This window comes from Micromonospora sp. NPDC049049 (genome assembly GCF_040649115.1).
Classification (GTDB): Bacteria; Actinomycetota; Actinomycetes; order Mycobacteriales; family Micromonosporaceae; genus Micromonospora.
Genome location: NZ_JBEZEX010000012.1, coordinates 79793 through 102360 on the forward strand (window position 1 = coordinate 79793; position 22568 = coordinate 102360).

21 protein-coding genes are annotated in these 22568 nt (G+C 71.9%); 2 read left to right on the forward strand and 19 right to left on the reverse strand.

The window, feature by feature from the left end; genetic code table 11:
- Nucleotides 1–76: 76 nt before the first annotated feature.
- Genes aroQ through AB0B68_RS14895 form a run of 3 tightly spaced genes read right to left on the reverse strand, consistent with a single transcriptional unit; the run spans nucleotide 77 to nucleotide 2587 of the window.
- Nucleotides 77–502, reverse strand: coding sequence for a type II 3-dehydroquinate dehydratase (aroQ, locus tag AB0B68_RS14885; protein ID WP_357196207.1), 426 nt, complete (start codon nucleotides 500–502; stop codon nucleotides 77–79).
- On the reverse strand, nucleotides 499–1578 hold the full coding sequence (gene aroB / locus AB0B68_RS14890; protein WP_357260334.1) for a 3-dehydroquinate synthase: 1080 nt from the start codon (nucleotides 1576–1578) through the stop codon (nucleotides 499–501). The genes aroQ and aroB overlap by 4 nt, the downstream gene beginning before the upstream one ends.
- A gap of 10 nt (nucleotides 1579–1588) precedes the next feature.
- Nucleotides 1589–2587 carry a YafY family protein gene (locus AB0B68_RS14895; protein ID WP_357196201.1) on the reverse strand — a complete coding sequence of 333 codons (999 nt, stop codon included), beginning with the start codon at nucleotides 2585–2587 and terminating at the stop codon, nucleotides 1589–1591.
- A 79-nt stretch (nucleotides 2588–2666) separates the two neighbouring features.
- On the opposite strand from AB0B68_RS14895, the gene AB0B68_RS14900 reads away from it, so the two are divergent.
- On the forward strand, nucleotides 2667–3395 hold the full coding sequence (locus AB0B68_RS14900) for an alpha/beta hydrolase (protein ID WP_357196198.1): 729 nt from the start codon (nucleotides 2667–2669) through the stop codon (nucleotides 3393–3395).
- A gap of 150 nt (nucleotides 3396–3545) precedes the next feature.
- Here AB0B68_RS14900 and AB0B68_RS14905 read toward each other — a convergent pair whose 3' ends face one another.
- From AB0B68_RS14905 to AB0B68_RS14970, 14 genes are all read right to left on the reverse strand, one after another.
- Complete coding sequence (locus tag AB0B68_RS14905; protein WP_357196195.1) at nucleotides 3546–4049, reverse strand: shikimate kinase; 504 nt, start codon at nucleotides 4047–4049, stop codon at nucleotides 3546–3548.
- Nucleotides 4049–5227, reverse strand: a complete 1179-nt coding sequence (aroC, locus tag AB0B68_RS14910; protein WP_357196238.1) for a chorismate synthase — start codon at nucleotides 5225–5227, stop codon at nucleotides 4049–4051. The genes AB0B68_RS14905 and aroC overlap by 1 nt, the downstream gene beginning before the upstream one ends.
- A gap of 201 nt (nucleotides 5228–5428) precedes the next feature.
- Nucleotides 5429–6352, reverse strand: coding sequence for a glycosyltransferase family A protein (locus AB0B68_RS14915; protein ID WP_357196192.1), 924 nt, complete (start codon nucleotides 6350–6352; stop codon nucleotides 5429–5431).
- Nucleotides 6349–7023: a glycosyltransferase gene (locus AB0B68_RS14920; RefSeq protein WP_357196188.1), complete on the reverse strand. Its 675-nt coding sequence runs from the start codon at nucleotides 7021–7023 to the stop codon at nucleotides 6349–6351. Before AB0B68_RS14920 ends, AB0B68_RS14915 begins: the two co-directional genes overlap by 4 nt.
- Nucleotides 7020–7499, reverse strand: coding sequence for a UDP-N-acetylglucosamine--LPS N-acetylglucosamine transferase (locus tag AB0B68_RS14925; RefSeq protein ID WP_124821238.1), 480 nt, complete (start codon nucleotides 7497–7499; stop codon nucleotides 7020–7022). The genes AB0B68_RS14920 and AB0B68_RS14925 overlap by 4 nt, the downstream gene beginning before the upstream one ends.
- A 214-nt stretch (nucleotides 7500–7713) precedes the next feature.
- Entirely contained in the window at nucleotides 7714–8976 is a 1263-nt protein-coding gene (locus AB0B68_RS14930; protein WP_357260338.1) for a hypothetical protein, read from the reverse strand.
- On the reverse strand, nucleotides 8973–9875 hold the full coding sequence (locus tag AB0B68_RS14935; protein ID WP_355009240.1) for a sulfotransferase domain-containing protein: 903 nt from the start codon (nucleotides 9873–9875) through the stop codon (nucleotides 8973–8975). The genes AB0B68_RS14930 and AB0B68_RS14935 overlap by 4 nt, the downstream gene beginning before the upstream one ends.
- Nucleotides 9876–9883: 8 nt before the next feature.
- Entirely contained in the window at nucleotides 9884–11521 is a 1638-nt protein-coding gene (locus AB0B68_RS14940; RefSeq protein ID WP_357260341.1) for a lipopolysaccharide biosynthesis protein, read from the reverse strand.
- Nucleotides 11518–12810, reverse strand: coding sequence for an O-antigen ligase family protein (locus AB0B68_RS14945; RefSeq protein WP_357196177.1), 1293 nt, complete (start codon nucleotides 12808–12810; stop codon nucleotides 11518–11520). The genes AB0B68_RS14940 and AB0B68_RS14945 overlap by 4 nt, the downstream gene beginning before the upstream one ends.
- Before the next feature lie 68 nt (nucleotides 12811–12878).
- Nucleotides 12879–14477: a lipopolysaccharide biosynthesis protein gene (locus tag AB0B68_RS14950; protein ID WP_357260344.1), complete on the reverse strand. Its 1599-nt coding sequence runs from the start codon at nucleotides 14475–14477 to the stop codon at nucleotides 12879–12881.
- Nucleotides 14470–14985 carry a DapH/DapD/GlmU-related protein gene (locus tag AB0B68_RS14955; protein WP_357196171.1) on the reverse strand — a complete coding sequence of 172 codons (516 nt, stop codon included), beginning with the start codon at nucleotides 14983–14985 and terminating at the stop codon, nucleotides 14470–14472. The genes AB0B68_RS14950 and AB0B68_RS14955 overlap by 8 nt, the downstream gene beginning before the upstream one ends.
- A gap of 132 nt (nucleotides 14986–15117) precedes the next feature.
- The gene (locus AB0B68_RS14960) at nucleotides 15118–17055 is read right to left on the reverse strand and encodes a hypothetical protein (RefSeq protein WP_357196168.1); all 1938 of its coding nucleotides are present in this window, start codon (nucleotides 17053–17055) and stop codon (nucleotides 15118–15120) included.
- Nucleotides 17056–17276: 221 nt separating this feature from the next.
- Nucleotides 17277–18983: a glycoside hydrolase gene (locus AB0B68_RS14965; protein WP_357196165.1), complete on the reverse strand. Its 1707-nt coding sequence runs from the start codon at nucleotides 18981–18983 to the stop codon at nucleotides 17277–17279.
- A gap of 249 nt (nucleotides 18984–19232) precedes the next feature.
- The gene (locus AB0B68_RS14970) at nucleotides 19233–20063 is read right to left on the reverse strand and encodes a shikimate dehydrogenase (RefSeq protein ID WP_357260348.1); all 831 of its coding nucleotides are present in this window, start codon (nucleotides 20061–20063) and stop codon (nucleotides 19233–19235) included.
- 266 nt (nucleotides 20064–20329) lie between these two features.
- On the opposite strand from AB0B68_RS14970, the gene AB0B68_RS14975 reads away from it, so the two are divergent.
- Nucleotides 20330–20761 (forward strand): peptidoglycan-binding protein, encoded by a 432-nt coding sequence (locus AB0B68_RS14975; protein WP_357196159.1) that lies wholly within the window; start codon nucleotides 20330–20332, stop codon nucleotides 20759–20761.
- Nucleotides 20762–20873: 112 nt separating this feature from the next.
- Here the strand turns inward: AB0B68_RS14975 and mltG are convergent, their stop codons facing one another.
- Together mltG and ruvX are read right to left on the reverse strand one after the other, a co-directional pair.
- The gene (mltG, locus tag AB0B68_RS14980; protein ID WP_357260351.1) at nucleotides 20874–22067 is read right to left on the reverse strand and encodes an endolytic transglycosylase MltG; all 1194 of its coding nucleotides are present in this window, start codon (nucleotides 22065–22067) and stop codon (nucleotides 20874–20876) included.
- Nucleotides 22067–22525, reverse strand: coding sequence for a Holliday junction resolvase RuvX (gene ruvX, locus AB0B68_RS14985; RefSeq protein WP_184184558.1), 459 nt, complete (start codon nucleotides 22523–22525; stop codon nucleotides 22067–22069). Before ruvX ends, mltG begins: the two co-directional genes overlap by 1 nt.
- Nucleotides 22526–22568: the final 43 nt, after the last annotated feature.

Here is a 22568-nt window from a genome sequence, read left to right on the forward strand (position 1 = left end):
GCGGACAGACCTGGCAAGTCTACAAGCTGCGTCGAATCGGTCGGCCCCCCGTTCGGAGCGCCCAGTCGGTGGGCCCTCAGCGGGTGGCCAGATGGTGCAGAGCGAGACGATATCCGTCGATACCGAGACCGCAGATCACCCCGGTCGCCACCGCCGAGACCACCGAGTGGTGCCGGAACTCCTCACGGGTGTGGATGTTGGAGATGTGCACCTCCACCAGCGGCCCGCGCAGCATGGCGCAGGCGTCGCGCACCGCGTACGAGTAGTGCGACCAGGCGGCCGGGTTGAGCACCACCGCGGCGCCCTCGTCGGCCGCCGCGTGCAGCCAGCCGAGCAGCTCGTGCTCCGCGTCGGTCTGCCGGACCGTCACCGCCAGCCCCAGCTCCCGACCCGTCCTCTCGCAGAGCGCCACCAGGTCCGCGTAGCTGGTCGCGCCGTACACGTCGGGCTCGCGGGTGCCCAGCCGACCCAGGTTCGGCCCGTTCAACACGTAGACCTTCAAGGGGTTGCCACCTCCCGGTAGGCAGCCTCCAGCAACGCGTCGTCGGGGCCCTCCAACATCGCCGGGCGGGCCAGCCCGTCGAGCACCACGAAGCGCAGCCGACTGCCCCGGGCCTTCTTGTCCACCCGCATCGTGGGTAGCAGCTTCGGCCAGGCATCGGCCGGGTAGCTCACCGGCAGGCCCAGCGCGCTCAGCGTGACCCGGTGCCGGTCGGCGGTCGGCGCGTCCAACCGCCCGGCGAGCCGCGCCAGCGTGGCCGCGTACACCAGACCGACAGCGACGGCGTGGCCGTGCCGCCAGCGGTAACCCTCGTTCTGCTCGATGGCGTGGGCCAGGGTGTGACCGTAGTTGAGCACCTCCCGCAGGCCCGACTCGCGCAGGTCGCCGGCGACCACGTCGGCCTTGACCCGGATGGCCCGCTCGATCAGCTCCCGGCTCACCGGCCCACGGGGGTCGGTGGCGGCCTCCGGGTCGTTCTCGATGAGATCCAGGATCGTCGGGTCGGCGATGAAACCGCACTTGACGACCTCGGCCAACCCGGCCGCCAGGTCGACCGCGGGCAGGCTGTCCAGAGTGGCCAGGTCCGCCAACACCCCGACCGGCGGGTGGAACGCGCCCACCAGGTTCTTGCCGGCGGCCGTGTTGATGCCCGTCTTGCCGCCCACCGCGGCATCCACCATGCCCAGCAGCGAGGTCGCCACCGGCACCCAGCGCACACCCCGCAACCAGCAGGCCGCGACGAAGCCGGCCAGGTCGGTCACCGCGCCGCCGCCCACCCCGACCACCGCGTCGGTACGGGTGAAGCCGGCCGCTCCGAGCCGGTCCCAACAGGCGGCGGCCACCTCGACGTGCTTCCCCGACTCGGCGTCGGGCACCTCGATCGGCAGTGGCTCGACGCCGGCGGCGCGCAGGCGTTCGCCGAGCGCGTCCGCGAGGGCCTTGAGCGGAGGCGCGTGCAACACCGCCACCCGGGTCGCGCCGGGCAGCAGGCCAGGCAGCGCACCCAGCAGGTCACGTCCCACCAAGACGTCGTACGGCCGCTCGCCGCCGACCGGAATTCGGGTCACCTCGTCCATCGCCGGCAGCCTAGTCCAGCGGGCGGCGCGGGGAGGGCGGCTGTCCACCTGCTGGCCGAGCGGCCCAGTCCGCCAACCGGCGGGCGTGCTCGGCCACCGCGGCGCGTAGCGCGTCCGGATGCCGCACGGTGAACGGACAGCCCAGCCCGGCGAGCAGCGCCGCCATCCCGGGCAGGCTCTCCGCTCGGGCCCGCAGCAGCACCCCGTCGGTGGTGGCGGTCAGCTCGGCCACGCTGGGCGGGATGCGGCGGCGGGCGGCGACCAGGTCGGTCTCCAGCACGACCTCCACCTCGTGCCGGTACGGCACGCCGGCCAGCGACCGGGTCACCCAGGCCACCGCCTCGAAGCCGTCGGGCACCGTGAACGTTGCCACGCCGGGCGTCACCGCGCCGATCCGGTCCAGGCGGAAGGTCCGAATCTCCCCGCGTCGGTGGTCGTGGCCGGTGACATACCAACGGCCGGCGTGGAAGACGAGCCCGTACGGGTCGAGTTCGCGCTGCGACCGCTCGCCCCGCCAGGAGCGGTAGTCCAGTGCCACCCGCTGCCGGTGCCGGGCGGCCGAGGCCAGCGCGAGCAGGGTGCCGGACGCTGGCCCGCGCTCCGCCTCGGGGCGGCGCAGGGTGAAGCCCAGGTGTTCCTGGACGGCGGCGAGCCGGTCGGCGAGCGCGGCCGGCAGCACCCGGCGGATCTTCGCCAGCGCGGTGGCGGTGGCGGGCTGCTCGGTGGCGAGCCCGACCCGTTCGGCGACGACGAGGCCGAGCAGCACGGCCACCGCCTCGTCGTCGGTGAGCATCAGCGGCGGCAGCTTGTAACCGGGGTGCAGCCGGTAGCCGCCGTGGCGGCCCCGGTCGGCGGTGACGGGAATGCCCAGCTCGACGAGCGTGGTCGCGTACCGGCGCACGGTCCGCTCGTCCACCCCGAGGTGGCCGGCGAGTTCTGCGGCCGTCGACCGGTGCCGGGTCTGCAGCAGTTCGAGCAGGGCCAGCACCCGCCCCGCGGGATGTGACACGGGCCATTCCTCCAAACCGGGCGGATCCTGTCCGGAATAGATCGTACGGTCTGTCGGTAACCGAGAGAAGGAGCCACAGATGGCGACATTCGTGCTGGTGCCGGGATTCTGGTTGGGTGCCTGGGCGTGGCGGGACGTGACCGTCGCGCTGCGGTCGCAGGGGCACGAGGTCTATCCGATGACGCTGACCGGGGTGGCCGAACGCGACCACCTCGCCGGGCCGGAGGTCGGCCTGGACACGCACACCACCGACATCGTTCGACTGATCGAGGTCGAGGACCTGCGCGACGTACTGCTGGTCGGGCACTCCGGCGGTGGGAAGCCGGTCGCCCAGGCGGTGGACCGCATCCCGGACCGGATCGCCCGGGTCGTCTACGTGGAGAGTGGGCCGTTGCCGGACGGCACGGCACAGTTCGACACGCTGCCGCCGGACGAGCAGCAGCGGCTACGCGAAGCGATCGGCACCGGGCACCTGCTGCCGCCGCCGGCCTGGGACCCGGCCGCCGACCCGACGAACCTGGCCGGCCTGGACGAGCCGACGCTCGCGCTGCTGCGTACCCGGGCCACCCCGCAGCCGCTGCGGACCGCCACCGACCCGGTCCGACGCACCGGCGGGCACCCCGTTCCGACCGCGCTGGTCGCCAGCACCTTCCCGCTCGGTGTGGTGCGGCAGATGATCCAACAGGAGCATCCGTTCTTCACCGGCCTGGCCGACGGCCAGCTGCACGAGTTGCCCACCGGGCACTGGCCGATGCTCAGCGAGCCGAAGGCCCTGTCCGACGTCCTGGACCTGATAGCCCAAACCTGACCCCGCTGCCTTTGCCCCCGCGCCCGCGCCCCCGCCCGAGCCCCGCCGATCTTGCACTTTCTGTTGCCGAGCTGCGATGAATGCCCCTTAAGTCAGAGCAGCAAGTGCAAGATCGGCGCAAAGGGGGGCGCGAGGGCGCGGGGCCTGACGTCAGCGCGGAAGCAGTGCGGCGACGTCCGCGACGACCTGCGCCGGGGCCCGGCCGTCGGTGACCACCGTCTCGGTGGCGACCTCGGCGTAGAGCGGCCGGCGCTGGTCCAGCAAATGCTTGAGGGTGGCCCGTGGGTTGATCGCCAGCAGCGGCCGGCCGGCGCCGAGCCCGACCCGCTTGACCGCGTCAGGCAACTCGACCGAGAGGTGCACCACCCGGTGCCCGATCAGGGCCGCCCGGGTCTCCTCGGCCAGCACCGCGCCGCCGCCGAGGGCGAGCACGCCGGTGGCGCCGGCCAGCGCCGCGGCCACGGCGGCCCGTTCCAAGGTACGGAAGTGCGCCTCACCCTCGTCGATGAAGATCTCCGGGATCGGCTTCCCGGCCATCTGCTCGATGTCGGTGTCGGTGTCGCGGAACTCCACGCCGAGGGTGGCGGCGAGCGCCCGGCCGACAGTGGTCTTGCCGCAGCCGGGGGCACCGACCAGCACGACGACCGGTGCCATCAGCGGATGACCAGCGCGTCGAGGTACCCGGCCAGGTTGCGGCGGATCTCGGCGATCGAGTCTCCACCGAACTTCTCGGTGGCCGCCTCGGCCAGCACCAGCGCCACCATCGCCTCGGCGACGACCGCCGCTGCGGGCACCGCGCAGACGTCGGAACGCTGGTTGATCGCGGTGGCCGGCTCACCGGTGGTGACGTCCACGGTGGAGAGGGCCCGGTTCAGCGAGGAGATCGGCTTCATCGCGGCGCGGACCCGCAGCGGCTCGCCGGTGGTGATGCCACCCTCCAGCCCGCCGGCCCGGTCGGTGACCCGGCGGACACCGGTGGCCGACGGAATGATCTCGTCGTGCGCCTCCGAGCCGCGGGACCGGGCCTGCTGCCAGCCGTCGCCGATCTCCACGCCCTTGATCGCCTGAATGGACATCAGCGCGGTGGCCAGCCGGGCGTCGAGCTTGCGGTCCCACTGCACGTGGCTGCCCAGCCCCGGTGGCACCCCGTACGCCAGCACCTCGACCACGCCGCCGAGGGTGTCGGCGGCCTTCTTCGCGGCATCGACCTCGGCGACCATCAGGGCGCTGGCCTCCGGGTCGAGGCAGCGCAGCGGGTCGGCGTCGATCCGCGCGGCGTCGGACGGCGTGGGACGCAGCCCGGGCTTCGCGGCCACCGGGCCCAGCTCGACGACGTGCGAGACGATCTCGATGCCGAGCGCCTGACGGATCAGCGCCTTGGCCACCGTGCCGACAGCCACCCGGGCGGCGGTCTCCCGTGCGCTGGCGCGCTCCAGGATCGGCCGGGCGTCGGTGTGGCCGTACTTCTGCATGCCGGCCAGGTCGGCGTGGCCCGGCCGGGGGCGGGTCAGCGGGGCGTTGCGGGCCTGCCGGGCCAGCTCGTCGGGGTCGACCGGGTCGGCGGCCATCACGGTCTGCCACTTCGGCCACTCGGAGTTGCCGACCCGGATCGCCACCGGGCTGCCGAGGGTCACGCCGTGCCGCAGGCCGCCGAGCAGCTCGACCTCGTCCCGCTCGAACGACATCCGGGCACCCCGCCCGTAGCCCAGCCGTCGACGGGCCAGCTCGTCGGCGATCTCGGTGGTGGTCACCTCGATGCCGGCCGGCACCCCCTCCAACATCGCGACGAGGGCGGGACCGTGCGATTCACCTGCAGTCAGCCAGCGCAACACAGCGGTCAGTCTGTCACGGCGGGCCACCGACGCGGCGCGCTCCCCGGGGCGTCCCGCCCAGCGGACGCCGCCGCCCGCTGAACAGGACATCCGTTGCTCTGCACCCGCCGCCGCGACAACCCGCGACGCAACCACCGGACGGCCTTTGCTCTGCACCCGCCACTGCGACGCGACACGCGACACGCGAGGCGCGACGGTGGCTCAGATCCCCCGACCGCGCTTGTGCAGGGTGCGCAGCACCGCGTCAGCCCGGACCACCCGACCCGCGACGGCGAGGGCCAGGTAGGCGCGCGGCTCGCGGGGGTTGCTCCGCAGGGTGCGCCGGGCCCAGCGCAGCGCGCCCCGGCGGTCGCCGGAGGCGGCCTGGGCGAACGCGATCTGCCCGGCGACACGGGCCTCGCCGGCCGGTTGACTGGCGAACTCCGGGTAGCGCTGGAGCAGCCACTGCAACGCCTCGGAGATGGTGTCCCACCGCTGCGCGAAGTACGAACGCTTGTGCCAGCGGACCAGCACCGACGGCGTCCGCAGGTTGATCAGAGGCGCGCTGCGCGCCGCCCGCAGCAGGAACTCGTAGTCCTCCGCGTAGCTGCCCGGGATCTCCTCGTCGACCAGCCCGAACCCGTCGCGCAAGGCGGTGGCGCGGATCAGGAAGGTCGACGGGTGCAGCTCCGTCATCCGATCGCGGAGCAGGTCGTCCAGGGTGATCCGGTCCTTGTCGAGCACCCGGTCGACGCTGTGCCCGTCGTAGTTGACCCGGATGCCGCAGCAGACGAACTCGGCGGCCGGGTCGCCGGCCAGCGCCTCGACCTGGGCGGCCAGTTTGCCGGGCAGCCACTCGTCGTCGTCGTCGCAGAACGCGACAAGCTCGCCCTCGGCGGCGAGGGTGCCGCTGTTGCGCGCACCGGCCAACCCGGGGGTACGGACGTTGCGGATCACCCGCACCACGCGGGCCGGGCCGCTCCCCAGCTCGGTCAGCGACTCGTCCGGCACGGACTGGTCGAACACCACGACGACCTCGATCAGGGCCGGGTGCTCCTGTGCCAGGATCGCGCGCACCGCGGCCCGCAGCAGCTCGGGGCGGTCCCGGGTGGGCACCACGACGCTGACGGTCGGCTGCTGGGTCATCGAATCTCCTCCGTACCCGGGCGCGGCCGGGACCAGGCCCGCCACCGGGGTGGGCGCGGGGTCGAACGGGCCACCAGGTCGTCGACGATCTGCCCGACCCGGGCCACCGCCGCCCGTCGTGCCTCGTGTGCCTCCGGGTCGGCGGCCACCGCGTACCGGGACGGGTCGGCCAGCCCGGCGGCCAACGCGTCGTGCAGGGCCTCCCGGGTCTCGCAGAGCGCCACCAGCCCGGCGGCGCCGAGCCGGCGGGCGAAGAGGAGCTGGTGGTTGTCGACGTGCTCACCGCGAGCCGGGTCGCGGGGCACCACGATGGGCAGGTGGCCGTGCCGGCGGGCTTCCAGGATGGTCGCCGGGCCACCGTGGCAGACCACCAGATCCGCGTCGATCATCGCCTGTTGCAACGCGTCGTGGCCGAGGAACGGCACCGCGCCGCTGAGCTGAGGCGCGGTCGTGTGCCCGTGCTGCATGGTCAGCCCGATCGGGCCGGCAGCCTGCGCGTGCCACTGCGCCAACCAGTCGACGAGCCGGTCGAAGGGGTGCTTGTCGGTGCCCACCGCGACCAGCAGTCGGAGCTGGGCGACCGCCGAGCTGTCGCGCTGGCGCGGCAGGCGGGCCGCCTCGGTGCCCGGTCGGGGTTGCGGACGCCGGGCGGTGCCCGTCTCCCCGGTCACAGAAGCGTCCCGACGACTGTCGCCTCGGGGTACTGCCGGCGCTGCTCGTCCCACTGCACGAGCATCGCGGACAGGAAGGGCCGGCAGAGCCGAGCGGTCAACGTCGGGGTGTCGATCCGGTCGTACACCTCGATGTAGACGGTCGGGATGCGCCGCAGCCGGGCCAGCACCACGAACGGCACCGCCACCCCGGCGCCTGTGGTGACCACGGCGGCGACCCGCCGGGCCCGCAGCACCCGCCAGGCCAGCAGCGCGTTGCGCAGCAGGTTCGGCACGTTGCGGGTGGTCGGGTGGTGCGCCGGCACCAGGTCCTCGCCGGCCAGCAGCGACACCGCCTCCGGGGTGTCGAAGGTGACCCAGCAGCGCCGCCACTGTTCGTACCAGGGCCGCAGGGCCAGTAGTTGGGCCAGATGGCCACCGCTGGAGCCGACCAGCAGCAGCACCGGTGCCCCACTGTCGTCGTTGTTCGTGTCCACGCGACTCCCCACAAGTTCGCTTGGAATTTCAGTTCACGCCAGGCAGAAGCAGATCACACGATTCCCGGTCGTTGAATAGCGCGACCGGCCGAGCCGACGATCTCCACAGCGGGCGGTTCGGTGCACCGAACGTCCGAGGTCCATCGATCGTCATCACCACCTGCGATTATGTCGTCACTCTGCGGCGCACCGTCGTCGCCGCGATTCCTCCAGATCAGCCGCTATGTCTTTTCTCGATGACGTCCAAGAGTGCGGGATGCAGGGCGGCGTTCCAGCCCGCGCCCGCGTCGGCCAGCCGCCACGTCCGCAACCACATCTCCACCAGGTACGCGTCGGCGACGAGCCGGCCCTGCGCGGCGTCGAGGCCGAGCCGCTCGCCGTGCCGGCTCAGGTGTCCGTCCACAGCCGAGGCGGCGGCGTCGGCCGGCTCCCCGCGCAGCACGAGGGCCCGCTGGAACGCGTCGTGCGCCAGGTCGAAGCCGACCGGCACGTCCGGCCCGCTGTGCTCCCAGTCCCAGGCGACCAACCGGCCGGCGTGCCAGCCCAGGTTCCACGGCACCCAGTCGCCATGCCAGTGACCGAACTCGACGCTGGTGTCGCCATGCATGCGGGCCAGCGCCGAGACCGCGGCGACCGCCCGCGCACCGGCCGGCTCGGTCGCGGCGGCCCGGCCGGCCTGATCGGCCAGCCGACGCAGGAAGGTCGAGTTGACCAGCGGTCGAGGTGTGCCCTCCGGGCCGCCCCGCCGGGCGACCGCGAGCAGCGCCGCGATCCGCGGCGGGTCGTCCACCGGCACCCCGCGTACCGCCGGGGGCAGCGGCTCGATCACCGCGACCACCTGACCCGCCCACGACGTCTCGGTGAGCAGCCGCGGCGGCGTCGGATGATCGGCGACGCCGACCACCTCGCGCAACGCCCGCAGCGCCGCCGCCTCCGCGCTGACCAGCGCGCGGGTCGCGTCGTTCCAGCCGATCTTCGCGTAGCCGCGCGGACTTCCGTCGGCACTGAAGAGTTGCAGAGTGGGCTTGCCGTTCGGGTCGGGTGGGCGGACCCCGAACGCGGCCAGCAGCGGCGTGTCACCCAGGTCGGCGGAGAGCCGCTCGCTCAGCAACAGCTCCGCGGCCGGCACCCCGGCCGGCACCGAGACGGTCAAGGTGGGAAAGGGCGCGAGCCCCGCCCGACCGAACCGGGCCAGCCCGCCGAGCACCGCCCGCAGCGCGCGCACCTTCGGTGGCCGCAGGGCGTTGTACGCCAACAGGGACGCCGCCCCGGCCCGGGGCGCGCCCAACGGCACCAGGAACCGGGCCCGGGCGACCGACGGCACCACCGCGTACCGGGCCACCGCCTGGTGACCGGCCGGCGGGGCACCCGCCATGGTCAGGCCGACCCGATCGTCCGGGAAGACCGCGCGGCTCACCCAACCCAGGCCGTCCACCCGCGAACGCGGGTCGGTGGCCGGGCCCACCCCTGTCGTCACGCCGCCCGGTCCGCCCAGTCGAGGTCCAGCCCGAGCCGTTGCCGCAACGCGTCGTTGTACGGCCGGTAGTAGTCGGTCAGCTCGGCGCGCACGCTCGGCTCCAACGGTGCCGAGCGCCGATCGTTGTAGACCTTGAAGTTGGGCAGGTCGTACGCCGGCAGACCGAGGAAGTCCAGGGTCCGTCGGTAGGTCGCCCGCGAGTCGCGGTACAGGTCCTCGCTGGGCAGGAAGAGGATCTGCCCGGAGTCGAAGCGCTCCAGCCACGGCTCCAGGTGCTCCAGGTAACGCCCCCGGGCCCGGTACGTGTACCAGTCGTACGGCTCGCTGAACGACTCCGGCTCGGCGATCAACCGCTCCCGCTCCCCCGCCGTGCGTTCCGGCTCGGCGGCGAGGGCGGCGGCGAAGTCCAGTGGTTCGATGCCGTGGGTGCGGCGTTCCTTCCAGTGCGAGTACGCCCGCTCCACCGGGTCCCGCAGCAGCACGATGAGCTTCACCGACGGCATCAGCGCGGAGACCCGCTCCGCGGCGAGCGGGTGGAACATGTACAGCGGGGCGGCCTCACCGACCCGGACCGGCCCGCCGTGCCGCTTGGCCAGGGCCTCGCGCTGCCGCTCGGTCGGGAAGTGCGAGCGGTACCAGGCTTCGCCGCGACCCCAGTGCTCCTCGAAGTAGTGCGCCGACTTGGTGTTCCACGCGGGAAAGAGCCGGGGCACCAACGGGTGCTGGATGAGGTAGTTCCACAGCGAGGTGGTGCCCCCCCGTTTGGTCCCGATGATCAGGAAGTCCGGCAGCGGCCGGCGGTCGCTGGTGCGAACGCCGTAGTCGACGAGCGACTCCCTCACCCGGGTGGTCACCTGGGTCGGAACCAACTGCTTGACCCGGTCACGGATGGACACCACGACGAACCTCACCTGCCTCTCGTCGATGCCGAGGTGGGTTCGGCGGCCGCGGCCGCGTTGTCCCCTCCACGGATCTGCCTCATGGTCCCCCGGATGCCGGCGCGCACCCGGGGCAACGTCAACATGCCGACGCAGCCGGTCAGCAGCACCGCCAACGCCACCGCGAGGCCGGGCAGGCCGCGACCGCCCACCAGCACGCCGGCCCCGGCGGCCAAACCCACACCGGCGATCGTGGCCGCCGCGGCACGCACCATCGCGGCGTCGAACAGCGGCTCCCGAACCACCGACCGGGCGAACCCGGCGGCGGTGAGGTTCTCGGTGGCGATGCCGGCCGCCCAGGCCACCGCAGCGCCCGTCGCGCCGTAGCGGGGAATCAGCCAGAGACCCAGCGAGACGGTCACCGTCAACCCGGCAACGGTGGCGACCAGGTGCAGCCCGCTGCGCCCGCCCATCAGGAGCAGGCTCTGCACGTTGCCCACTCCGGTGTTGACGAGCATCGCCAGCGCCAGCACCGTCATCGCCGGCACACCGGCGGTGAACTCCGGCCCGAACAGTTGGAGGAAGGCCAGCGCGAAGACCGCCAGCAGCAGGTACACCGGCCAGGACAGCACCAGCCCCCAGGTGGTCAACTGCCGGTGCACGGCCGCCGCCGCGGCCCGCTCACCCCGCCCGAGCAGCCGGGACAGCTGCGGCGACACCGCCACCCGCAGCCCCTGCATGGCCAACTGACCGGCCAGCACATACCGGCCGACGGCGCCGAAGACACCGGCGTCCGCCGGCCCGGCCAGCACCGAGGTGAGCAGCACGCCCACCCACATGCTGCCGGCGTCGATGGCCGCCGAGGCGGCCCGGGGCAACGCGAAGCGCCAGAACGTGGACCAGTCGGCGCGGTGCGGACGCAGCGTCGCGCCCCGACCCAGCCCGAGCGGGCCGGCGACGAGGGTGAGACAGGCCAGCAGCGCCAACGCCGCCGGCACCAACCAGCCGGTCATGCCGGCGAGCAGGCCACCACCGGCCAACGCGGCCGCGCCGACCAGCACCGGGCGGGCGACCGGCAGCAGCAGGAACTGCACCCCGACGTACGCCCGGATGGGCCGCACGCAGCGCAGCGCGGCCAGCAACAGGGTCATGGCGACCACCACCGGCACCGCGGCGAACGTGACGGTGAGCAGAGCATCGCCGCTCGCGCCGGAGCCGCGCAGCAGCCGGGGCGCGAGGGCGTCGGCGGCCAGCACGCCCGCGCCGGCGACCAGCAGCCCGGTCAACAGCGGCGGGATCAGCGCCACCGGGAGCACCCGGGCGGCGTCGCCGCGCACGCCGGCGGTGCGGCGGGGCAGAGCCCACATCAGACCGGTCTCCGCGCCGAGCGTGCAGATCGCGGTGGCCACTGTGACGACCCCGATCGCGGCGAAGAACGCTCCCGCGCCGGCCGGGCCGTAGCCGCGGGTGATCACGACCGCCAGCACGAACCCGAACAGGCCACTGGTGGCCGCGCCGAGCAGCCCGGCCACGCCGCTGCGCGCGCTGCGGCGGGTCTCGGCCGAGCCGGTGTCCTCGGCGGGCGACGGCGTTGCCTGATCCTCGGCGGAGGTGGACGTGGGCTGGCCCTCGTCGGCACCGGCCGACGGTCGGGTCGCGGCGGTCACGCGGGCACCGGCGCGGTCCGCGCGGGCGTCGGCGACGACCCGGCCAGCCGGGTCAGCCGTTCACGTTCGGTCAGCGCCATCGCGAAGGCCACAGCGAAGAACGCGACCGCCAGGTTCTGGTTCGCCATGCCGTAGAACGGGACCTGCACGAGGCAGACCACCGGCACCACCGCCAGCCACTGCCCGGCCGCCGACGTCGCCCGCGCGCAGATCACCGCCGCGGCGACGAACCACGCCAGGAAGCAGATCAGCGCGGGTACGCCGTGGCTGAACAGCACCATCCACAACTGCCCCTGGGTGCCGATCGGCGCGGCCGCCGACACCGTGTCGACGTTCACCGGAGCCCCGTAGCCCAACCAGGGCGACTCCTGCACCCGGCGGATCACCTCGGTGTAGAGCGAGAGCCGGTCGGTGTTCGTGTCGCTGGAGTCGACCCGCTTGCTGATCAGCTCGGTGATCGGGATGAACAGGGTGGCCAACCCGCCGATCACCACGACCCCGACGATGGAGGCGGCCACCCGGACGTTGCCGCGCAGGCTGGCCCGCACCCCGAGCACCGCCAGCCCGGCGCCGAGGCTGAGGAACATCGCCCGGTTGAGGGTGAGGAACGCCGGCGCCAGCGACAGCGGCAGCGACGCCAGCAGCGCCCAGCGCAGCAGCCCCTGCCGGCGCAGCATCGCGAAGGCCACCACGCAGGGCAGGGTCATCGCGTAGGCGCTGCCGTAGTTGTTGGTGTACGCGAACGGCGCGGCCGGCCGATAGATCGGGTTGAGCGATCGGGCGCTGTATTCAGCGGTGGTGAGGTGCACCATGTCCTGGATGAACGGGGTGCCGGCCACCCCGCCGGGCAGCAGCACCTCCATCGGGGTCGTCATGGCCAGCCGGGGCACGAGCACCCCGAGCCAGCCCAGTGCCACCAGCCCGAACCAGAACGCGCAGAGCGGGGTGAGCACCGCCACCAGGCTGGCACGTTCCCGGGCGGCCGCGTAGACGTAGACGCCGACCACCAGCGCGGTCAGGTAGAAGGCCAGCCGCAGGGCGAACGTGAGCAGCGAGGCGGGCGACGACAACTGGGTGGCGCTGACCACCACGATGGCGAGGAAGAGCAGCCAGATGCCGGCCGCCGGCGGCAGCGGCACGCGCCCCCGGGTCAGCAGCAACGCGAGCAGCAGCGCGCCCAGCAGCGGCCAGCCGAGGTAGAACGCACCGAGCAGCCACCAGAGCGGCACCAGGCCGAACATCAGTGACAGCGGCCAGAGCGGCAGGTGCGGCGGCGCGGACGGCGGCACCGGCGCGGGCTCCTGCGGAGCGCCTCCGGGTGGTGGTTCGGTCGCCGGGGCGCGGGTCACCGACACGCTCAGGCCCGACCGTTTCGGGTAAGGACGAAGCCCAGCGGGGTGACCCCGGCGGCGCGCAGCCGCTCCACCAGGCGTCGCAGGTCGCTCTGCCGGGTGCGGTCGCGCTCCACGACCACCACCGCGCTGCCCTGCCGGGCCACGGCCACGCCACGCTCGTCGGACTCGGCCGGCGGGGCGTTGAACAGAACCAGGCCGTGGTCGGCGCCCTGCCGCCAGGTGCCGAACCGGACACTGCCCACACCCACGACAACCTCGTCGGGGGTGACGACGCGACTGTTCTCCGGGCGGGCGGACGCCACTCTCGGCAGCGTCAGGGTGGCGTCGGGGTCGGTGGACGGGCGGGCGCCGGGCGGGTGCGGGGAGGGCCGACGGGCGGGCGTGCTCTCCGTGGTGGCACCGGCGGCCGGTGTGCTGCCGGCCGGCCGGGGCTTGGGCACCAGTGGGCGGGACGGGTCGATGGGCAGTCGCCCCCGGTCGGCGAGGACGCTGGCCCGTAGCCGGTCGATCCGTCCGCTGTCGTCGGCGACGAAGACCTCCCGGCCGTCGACGGCGAGCGCCACGGCGAGCCCGGCGGTGAGCGGGGTGGCGTCCTCCCGGGCGGTGACCAGGGCCACCCGGGCCGGCTGCCGGACCCGCTCGGCGACCGCCATCGCCACGTACCGGATGTCCGCGTCGACCGCCCGGGGGCTGCCCCGGAACGCCGGCCGGCGCACCGTGCCGAGCAGCGGCAGGCCGGAGGCCTCCCGGCCGTCGGCGACCGAGCGGACCCGCCGGTCGGTCGACTCCCAGAGGTACGCCAGGACGACGCCGACCAGCGCGCCACCGAGCAGGCCGGCGACCAGGTAGAGCGGCCGGTGCCCGGCGGAGGTGACCAGCGCCTTTTCGGCGGTCTGGGTGACCCACCCGGGGTTGACGTCGACCGCGGCGATCTCGGTACGGGCGGCGTTGAGCTGGGTGAGCTGGTTGTTGATCCCGGCCAGTTCGGCCACCAGCGCGTCACCGGCGGCGCTGTCCTTGGCGGTGTTCGCCCGCTTCTGCAACGCGGTCTGCTGGGCGGCGACCTTGGTGATGCTGGCGTCGTAGGAGCGCAGCATCTCGGCGCGCTGCTGCTCGTACATGGTCCGGCGCACGCTCAGGTACGCCTCGGCGGCCCTGTTGGCGCTCTGCACCGCCTGGTGCGCCTCGCGCGCCTGGTAGGTGAAGCGCAGGATCTGCCCACCGGTGGGCACCTCGACCTCGAGCGCGTCACGGATGTCGCGCGGGTCGCCGCCGGCGAATTCGGCGAGCTGCTGCACCACCTCGGTGCCGGTGGCGATGCCGCTCTCCACGTTCATGTTGACCGCGCGGTCGGCGCCCGCGCCGCTGGGGGTGAAGGCGTCTGTCACGACCGGCCGGACCGCGACCACGGCGCTCGCGGACAGCGCCGCTGGGACCAGCAGCACGTAGCCGAGCGCGGCGAGCAGGCCGACCATGGCGACCGCCGCGACCAACCGCAACCGGTGCATCGGCACCCGCAGCAGGTCGGTCAGTGTCACGGCACGTGAGGTGCCGGAGGACGGGCCGTCCGTGGGCCAGGGGGCGGGCGCTGCATCAGTCATGGAACTTCTTCACCGTCTGTTGAGGATTGCCGACGACCACGACGCCGGGCGGTACGTCCGTGCGGACCACAGTCGCCGCGCCGACGACGCTGTCCCGGCCGACCCGCACGCCCTTCAGGACCAGGGCGTGCGCACCGACCCAGACGTTGTCCTCGAGAACGATCGGAGCACGGGTGAGCGGGCCGGGCGGTGCGTGCCGCTGCTCGGGGGGCAGGTTGTGGAAGTCGTTGTCGAGCAGCTCGCAGTCCGACAGGAGGCACCGGTCCCCCACCGTCACCGACGTCCAGGTGCCGATCCAGGTGGCGTTGAGCAGACAGTCCGCGCCGACGCGTACCTCGCCGGGACCGGCGAAGCGGACGAGTTTGTTCAACCGGGTGCGGTCACCGATGGTGACCCGCACACCGCGCCGCAACCGGATCCGGCCACGGATCTCCACGTTTCGACCGAGCGTCAACCGTCGGTAACGGAGCTGATACCAGCCGCGTTTGACCGCGAAGACCAGACGCACCGCGCGTCTCGTTCGGATGCCACCGGCGCCGAGCAACGACCCTCCCCCACCGTCGCGGGCCGGCGGCGGTGGGTACCCGCCACCGGCCCAACGTGAACAATCTACCGATGCTCCGTTACGAACGGTTGACCCTTACTGTACGGAGAAGAATGTCGATGGGGTAGACCAGGACAACTCGGGCGTCGCGCTGCTGATGACCGTCGCCGTGGTGCCGTTGACCACCGCCGTCGGCGCGGCCGTCGGGTCGAATGGCACGCTCCGCAGAGTGCCGTCGGTGGAGCCGTAGACGATCCGGCCGCCCACCCAGGCCATGCCCCGCACCGTGGACCAGGTCACGCCCGTGGTCGGCAGGGCGAACTCGGTGGCACCGAGGTAGTTGCCGTCGATCTCGAAGTACCGGTAGTAGAGGTTGTTGGCCCCGGTACGGGTGTAGTAGAGCCGGCCGTCGAGGAAGAAGGCACCGGTCAGCAACGCCGGGTTGTACCAGTCGTTGTAGCCGGACGCCTCCCACGGCGAGCCGATCGCGCCCCCGTTGAAGAGCGAGATGTCGATCCGACTGCCGGTGGGCGTGCCGGCCACCGTGTGCGACCAGTAGATCCGGTCGTCCACCCGCCACGTCGCGCCGGCCGCCGTGTACGTGGGCTGGCTGACGCTGGTCGCGGTGCCCAGCTCGGTGCCGTTGAACGGCACCTTCGCCACGGTGCCCGAGGCGGTGCCGACGTAGAGGTTGCCGGTGGTGGCCGACGGCGGGTTCTTCGCGGTGAAGGTGCGCCCGCCGGCGAGCGGGAACATACCGAGCCGGCCGTGGTACTCCTCGCCCATGCCATCGGAGTTGTGCCCGAAGTAGAGGCCGTCCGAGCCGCGCCAGAGCACCGGCACCGACGAACCCCAGCTGCTGGTGCCCGACGGCATCGAGGCGCTGCCGCTACGGCGTGGGTTCCAGTTCACCGGCATGCCGGTCGCCGGAGTGACGGCGGCGATGCCGAGCCGGTCGATCGCGCCCGAACCCGCGTTGTCGCTGGCGTTCGGGTTGTTGAGCCAACGGAAGTGCCCGCCGAGGTAGATGACGTTGTCCGCGACCTCGACCGAGGTGATGGTGTCGTTGCCGGTGAAGTCGACCCAGGTCGCGAGCAGGCCGCTGCCCCGCGCGGCGGTCTCGAAGCGGACCAGGGCGTCGCAGTACGCGGTCGGCCAGCCGGCGCCGCCGTTGGTGCCGACCACGAACCAGCTGCCGTCCTCACCGAACTTCACGTCCTGCACGTAGTGCACGAAGGTCGTCGGCGAAGCGCACGGCGGGGTGAACTTCTCGGTGCTCCAGTCGAGCAGGGTGGGAGTCCCGGAGACGTCCACCAACGCCATCTGGTTGCGCGGCAGGTCGTTGACGAGCGTGAAGTTGCCGCCGACGACCAGGGTGCCGCCGTCCGGCGCGACGTCGATGGTCCAGACGTACGACGTGGTGCCGTGCCGTCCCACAGTGGCGTCGATGCTGAAGCTCGGGTCGATCGCGCCGGTGGTCGCGTTGAGCCGGCCCAGACCGGCGTGCGCGGTGCCGTTGAGCCAGTTGAACGCGCCGGCCACGTACAGCCAGTTGCCGTGCAGCGCCAGGTCACGGACGGTGCCGCCGTCGGAACGCCCGACCCAGCTGTCGATGATCGCGCCGGTCGACGGGTTGAGCGCCACCAGGTTCTTCCGGGAGACGCCGTTGACGTTCTTGAAGGTGCCGCCGACGATCAGCGTGCCGCCGGGGCCGGCGAGGAGCGTGTTGACCGCGCCGTCGAGCACCGGCAGGAAGGTGGTCGACATGGTGCCGGTGGTCCGGTCGTACGCGAAGAGGTAGCGCTGCGTCACCCACGCGGAACTCGCGGTCTGCCGGAGCTGGGTGAAGCTGCCGCCGACGAAGACCGTGTTGCCCACCTGCGCGAAGGCACGGGTCTCACCGTCTCGGGCGTGCGGGGTCGTGTCGGCGGGGTTCGCCGACACCAGAGTCGCCGTGGCCGGGACCGGTACCACAGCGGCCGACGCGGTCGTGGGCACGCCCAGAGCTGCGGCGATGATCGCCAACGCGACCATCCCCGCCCGAGTACGACGTCGTCCTGCAAAACGCCACAAGTGCGAGAGTTTGGGCACGCTGCGCCTCCAGATTGGATGAGAACCCGAGGTAGCGTGCCTCGTCCAGCCTGGTAAACAAAATCCGCCGATTGGGCGGTGCATGAATCCGCAAGCCGACAGAACGCCGGAGGATCGGCTGTGCGACCCCCGGCGAACGTCGTCCGGTCAGCCCATTTCGAACGTCAGCGGTTACCTCCGGTGGGTTGCCGCAGGTAGGGGTCCTGGCCGGCCTTCGCGAAGCCGGCCACCGCCGCGGCGTCGTGGTTCATCGTCATGTCGCAGGTCGACGTGCGGCTGGTCATGCCGGCCGAGTTGAAGTAGATGGCCGCCTTGATCTTCGGGTGCTCCTTCAGCGCCGCCGGGAAATCCTGGAACCAGCGCTGCTTGGCGCCCAGGTCGGCGGAGTTGAAGTTGGTGCCGAACTCGGCGAGCATCCGAGGCTTGCCCGCGCCGATGCCGTTGTCGTCCAGCCACCGGTAGAAACCGCCGACCGTCGTGCTCGGGCTCTTCCACACCGTGCTGCCGTTGCAGACGTGGAAGTTGTACGGGTCGTAGGCCACCCAGTCGACGTACCGGTCACCCGGGTACAGGCCGGCGTACCGGGAGTAGTGCCCGGACCAGCCCATCATCGTCCAGACCCAGACCGCGTTGGTCGCGCCGGCGCTGGCGAACCGCTCGTGGACGTAGCGCCAGGCCCGGACGAAATCGGCGTCGCTGCCCTTGTTCGGCTCGTCCTCCGGCTCGTGGTCGAATCCGATGAAGACCGGCACACCGGCGGCCTTGATCCGGCCCGCGACCGCGTCGATGGTGCCGTCCTGCTTGCCGCCGTAGACGTCCGACCACTTCAGGGTGGTACCTGCGGAGAAGTCCCGGGACTCCCAGGCGAAGAACATCAGCCGGCCTTCGCGCATCTGCTGCTGCTCGTACATGTCGGGGAAGGCGCCGTTACTGCCGGCGTTCGAGAAGTCGTGGTAGCGGTGCACGATGTCGAACTTGCGCCCGACCTGAGTCTCCACATCGGTGACAGCCTTGCCGTGGTCCCAGCCGCCGGCCGCACCGGCGGGCGAATACATGCCCCACCAGGCGCCACAGGACGGGACGAGCTTGTCCGAGACGGAACCACACTTGCCGGACGGAACGGTGCCGCTGGCGCTCGGGGTCGCCGTCCGGGTCGGGGCGATGGTCGGCGACGGCTTCGGCGAGGCGGTGGTCGGCGACGCGCTCGGCGACGGCGGCGGTGCCGGCCGCGTGGACGACGGCGGCGACGGCCGGGACCCGAGGTCGTAGCTGATCAGCAGGCTGGGCCGCAGGTCCGGGTTGCGATTCTCGACCGACGCCCAGTAGATCCGGCTCTCCAGGCCGCTCTGCGCCAACGAGACCGTCCAGGTGCCGTTGCCGGTGACCAGTTTGGAGACGTCCCACTCGTTGAAGCCCTTGGACACGCTGGTCACGCTGTCCAGTGCGGCACCGGCCGACGTCAGCGGCGGCCGCGACTCGCGGGCGCTCAGCGGCGAGGCGTGCGCCGTCACCGTGGCGGGGAACTGCTGCCAGGCGTGCACCCGCAGCGTCGCCCGGATGTTGACCGCGGTGGACGGCACCGTGGTCACCGCGAACTCGATGACCGCCTCGCGGCCACCGCGCGGGTTGCCGTCGCACCGCGTCGCGCAGGTGGCCAGCGTCGACTTCGCCGCGTTGTCACCGTCCTGCGACACCGCGGTGGCGGTGGTGTCGGCCGCCGCCCGGATCGACAGGTCGTCGCTGGCGAGCAGCGGCATCATCGTCGCCACGATGCCGGCCACCACCGAACCGCCGACCACGCCGATGGCAATCGCCTTACGCCGGGGCCCGGAGCGGAACCGGGCGATGCGGTGCAGTCCGTGCCTGGTCAAGGAAACTCCCTGTGTCTGCGTCCGTAACGGTGAGCAGCGTATCGATGACCAGGACATGTGGCAGGTAGGACAGTTTTCCGTAAGCGCGTCTTAACCGTCAGCTAAGGAACCGCCTCGGGGAAATCAGGGCCTCTGGCCAGGGGCGCGACCGAAGCCCGCCACACACCTTGCCCGTGGAGCACGCGCGCAGTCAACGGAACCAGTGGAAAGCTGCCGCCTCCAGGACGTTGCGGCTGCCTGTTCGGTCCGTCAGCCGGCGCGAGCGGCAGTCAGCGCGGCGGCCATCGCCGCCTTCGGCGCGGTCACGCCGGTGAACTGTTCGAACTGCCCGACCGCCTGGGCCAGCAGCAGATCCAGACCGGAGACGATCCGGCAACCGGCCGCGTCGGCGGCCGTCGCCAACGGCGTCGGCCACGGGTCGTAGAGCGCGTCGAACAACACCGCGCCCGGCCGCCAGGCCACCGCGCCGGCCAGCGGGTCGGCCACCCCCTTTGGCACCGTGGCGACGACCACGTCGGCGGTGCCGAGCCGCCGGGGCGCGTCGGCCCACGAAGCGGGTGTCAGCGCGACACCCACCGCGTCCGCCACCGGGCGCAACTCGTCGACCGCCTCGGGTCGGCGGGCCACCACCGTCACCGCCGAGCAGGCCAGTTGCGCGGCGGCGGCGAGCGCGGCGCGGGCCGTCCCGCCGGCGCCGAGCACCGTCACGGCGGCACCGGCTGTCACACCGGCGTCGGTGAGCACCCGCACCATGCCGGCGACGTCGGTGTTGTCCGCGTACCAGGAGCCGTCCGGACGGCGTACCAACGTGTTGGCCGCACCGACGGCGGCGGCGACCGGCGACGCGGCGTCGGCCACGGCGAGCGCCGCCTCCTTGCCCGGCATGGTCACCGACAACCCGGCCCACTCCGGGCCCAGGCCGGCGACCAGATCCGGCAGCTCCGCCGCCGCGCACTCGATCCGGGTGTACGACCAGCCGGTCAGCCCGGCGGCGACGTAACCCGCCGTGTGGATCACCGGGGAGAGGGAGTGCGCGATCGGCTTGCCCAGCACCGCGGCCCTACGGCTCGCCTCGGTCACCCCGCACCACCCAGCGCTGCTGTCGTGTTCCGCATCACGTCTCCGTCCTCACGGACCCTCGGATCGACCCTACCCAGCAGGCAGATCGAGCCACCAGAGACCCACAGTCGAGGACCACGCCCGGAGGCGGCCAGCGCTTGACGCTCATCGATGGGAGTGAAAGCATTTCGGCGACGGTACGACCGATCTGAAAATGGGGGGGACCCTTGAACAAACGCATTCTGCGTGCCCTGGTCGCAATTGCCGCAGCCTTCAGCCTTTCGCTGATGATCGGCGCGCCCGCCAAGGCGGACGCCGCAGCGGGCAGCTGGTCGGACAACCACGAGCTGTGCAATTCCAGCTCCTGCGTGCGCTCGGGCAACATCGTGCGGCTCTGGCAGGCCATCGTCTGGGCCGACGACCTGAGCGGCACCGTCGGCACCAGCTTCATCGACGGGGAGTTCGGCTCCAACACCGCCGCCAAGACCAGGACCTGGCAGGACGTGATGAACATCGGCATCGACGGCTCCGTCGGGCCGCAGACCTGGGGCAAGGCGTACGGCGCTGTCAACCGCAACACCGGGTTCGACACGAGCACCCAGACCGGCTACTTCTACTACGGCTACAACCGCACGTTCGGTCTGCGCAAGCAGAACAGCAATGGCGTGTGGACGTTCCTCAACCCGCGCACCGGCACGTGGACCGGCACGAGTCACTGACAATGACGCAGTAATTGCGCGTCAGGACTGAAGACGTAAAGGCCCCCTTCCCGGCGACGACCACGATTGCGGTCGCAATGGGAAGGGAGCCGTTACGGCGCGATTCGGCCGGTCAGATGATCCCGGCCTCCCGAGCCTTGTTCTCATTGCGCTGGTGCTGCTCGTACGTCTCGGCGAACTCCGAGTGGCCTTCCTTGTCGATGGCCACGAAGTAGAGCCACTTGCCGGTCGGCGTGTCCATCGCGCCTTCCAGGGCCTGCTTGCCCGGGTTGTTGATCGGGGTGGGGATCATGCCCCGCAGTTTGCGGTTGTACGGGTTCTTCGGGTCGTCCAGCTCGGCCGCCGTCATCTGCTTGGACGACTTGGTCGGCTTACCGATCGACTCCAGGTAGTAGTTGACGGTGACGTCCATCTCCAGGCAGTTGCACGGGAACTCGCCGTACGCGCGGTTGTAGGCGACCCTGGCGACCTTCCCGAGGTCGTCCTTGTTGCCCGCCTCGGCCTGGGCCAGCGAGGCCACGATCAGCGCCTCGTACGGACTGACCTTGCGTTCCTCCTGCACCCGGTCGGCAAACTTCATCTCACCGGTCACCGACAGGAAACGGTTCACCATCAGCTTGAGGATGCTCTCGGCGGTGGACTTCGGCGGGATCTCGTAGGTGTCCGGGAAGAGGAAACCCTCGATGGACTTGACGCTCTTCTTGCCGTCACCGCGCGTGTACCACCAGTCCGGGACGCCCAGCCCCTCCGGGTCCTTCGCGGCGGCCTGGAAGTCCTTGACCGGGATCTTGGTCTTCTCGGAGAGCAGCTTGTAGATGTTGAAGCTGGTGCGGCCCTCGGGGATGGTGAGCCCGTTGACGATCTTGTTCTTCAGGTCGAGCATCGCGGTCACGGCGTTCGCGCCGCTCATCTGCTTGCGCAGCTTGTACGTGCCCGGCTGGATGTTCTTGCTGCGCGAGTTGGCCTCGGCCGCCTCGATGAACGCCTTCTGGCTCTTGACCACGTCGGCCGCCACGAGGGCGTCGGCCATGTCGGCGAGCAGCGCGCCGCTCTTGATCTCGACGGTGATCTCACCAGCCCCGCCACCGTCGTAGTCGGGGGTGACGAAGTAGTTCTGGATACGGTCGAAGCCGTAGAACGCGCCACCGCCGATGCCGCCCAACAGGAGCAGGGCCATCAGCAGAGCCAGGAACGTCTTGCCCCGGCCGCCGCCGGACCCGCTCTTGCGCTTGCGGAAGCCGCGCCGGTGCCGACCCTTCTCCCCCCGCTCCGCATCGTCGAACCCAAGATCCAGATCGTCGATCATTACGTCCGCCTCCGCTGCGCGTCCAGCCAGCTCTGCAGGATCTCCACCGCGGCCGCCTGATCGACAACCGCACGTTGACGTTTACCTCGGACGCCACGCTCGGCAAGCCTACGAGAAGCGACCACGGTCGACATCCTCTCGTCAGTGAGCGTTACCGGGACAGGCGCTATCACATCGACCAGTCGGTCAGCGTACGCCTTCACATGGACGGCCGCAGGGCCATGCTTGCCGGCGAGATTGACCGGAAGACCGACGACAACCCCGACGGCCTCGTGCTCGGCCACCAACGCGGCCAACTCGGCGAGGTCACTCGGCACCGCGTCCGGCGCCGCCGTGAGATCGCGGGCCAGCGTGACCAGCGGCGTTGCCAAGATCCCGTCCGGATCCGAGCGGGAGATGCCCACCCGCACCTGACCAACATCCACACCGATCCGCACACCGCGCGTCAGCTCAGCCACCGACGGTCACCCCCGACCGGGTACGAACCAGGGCGGACCAATC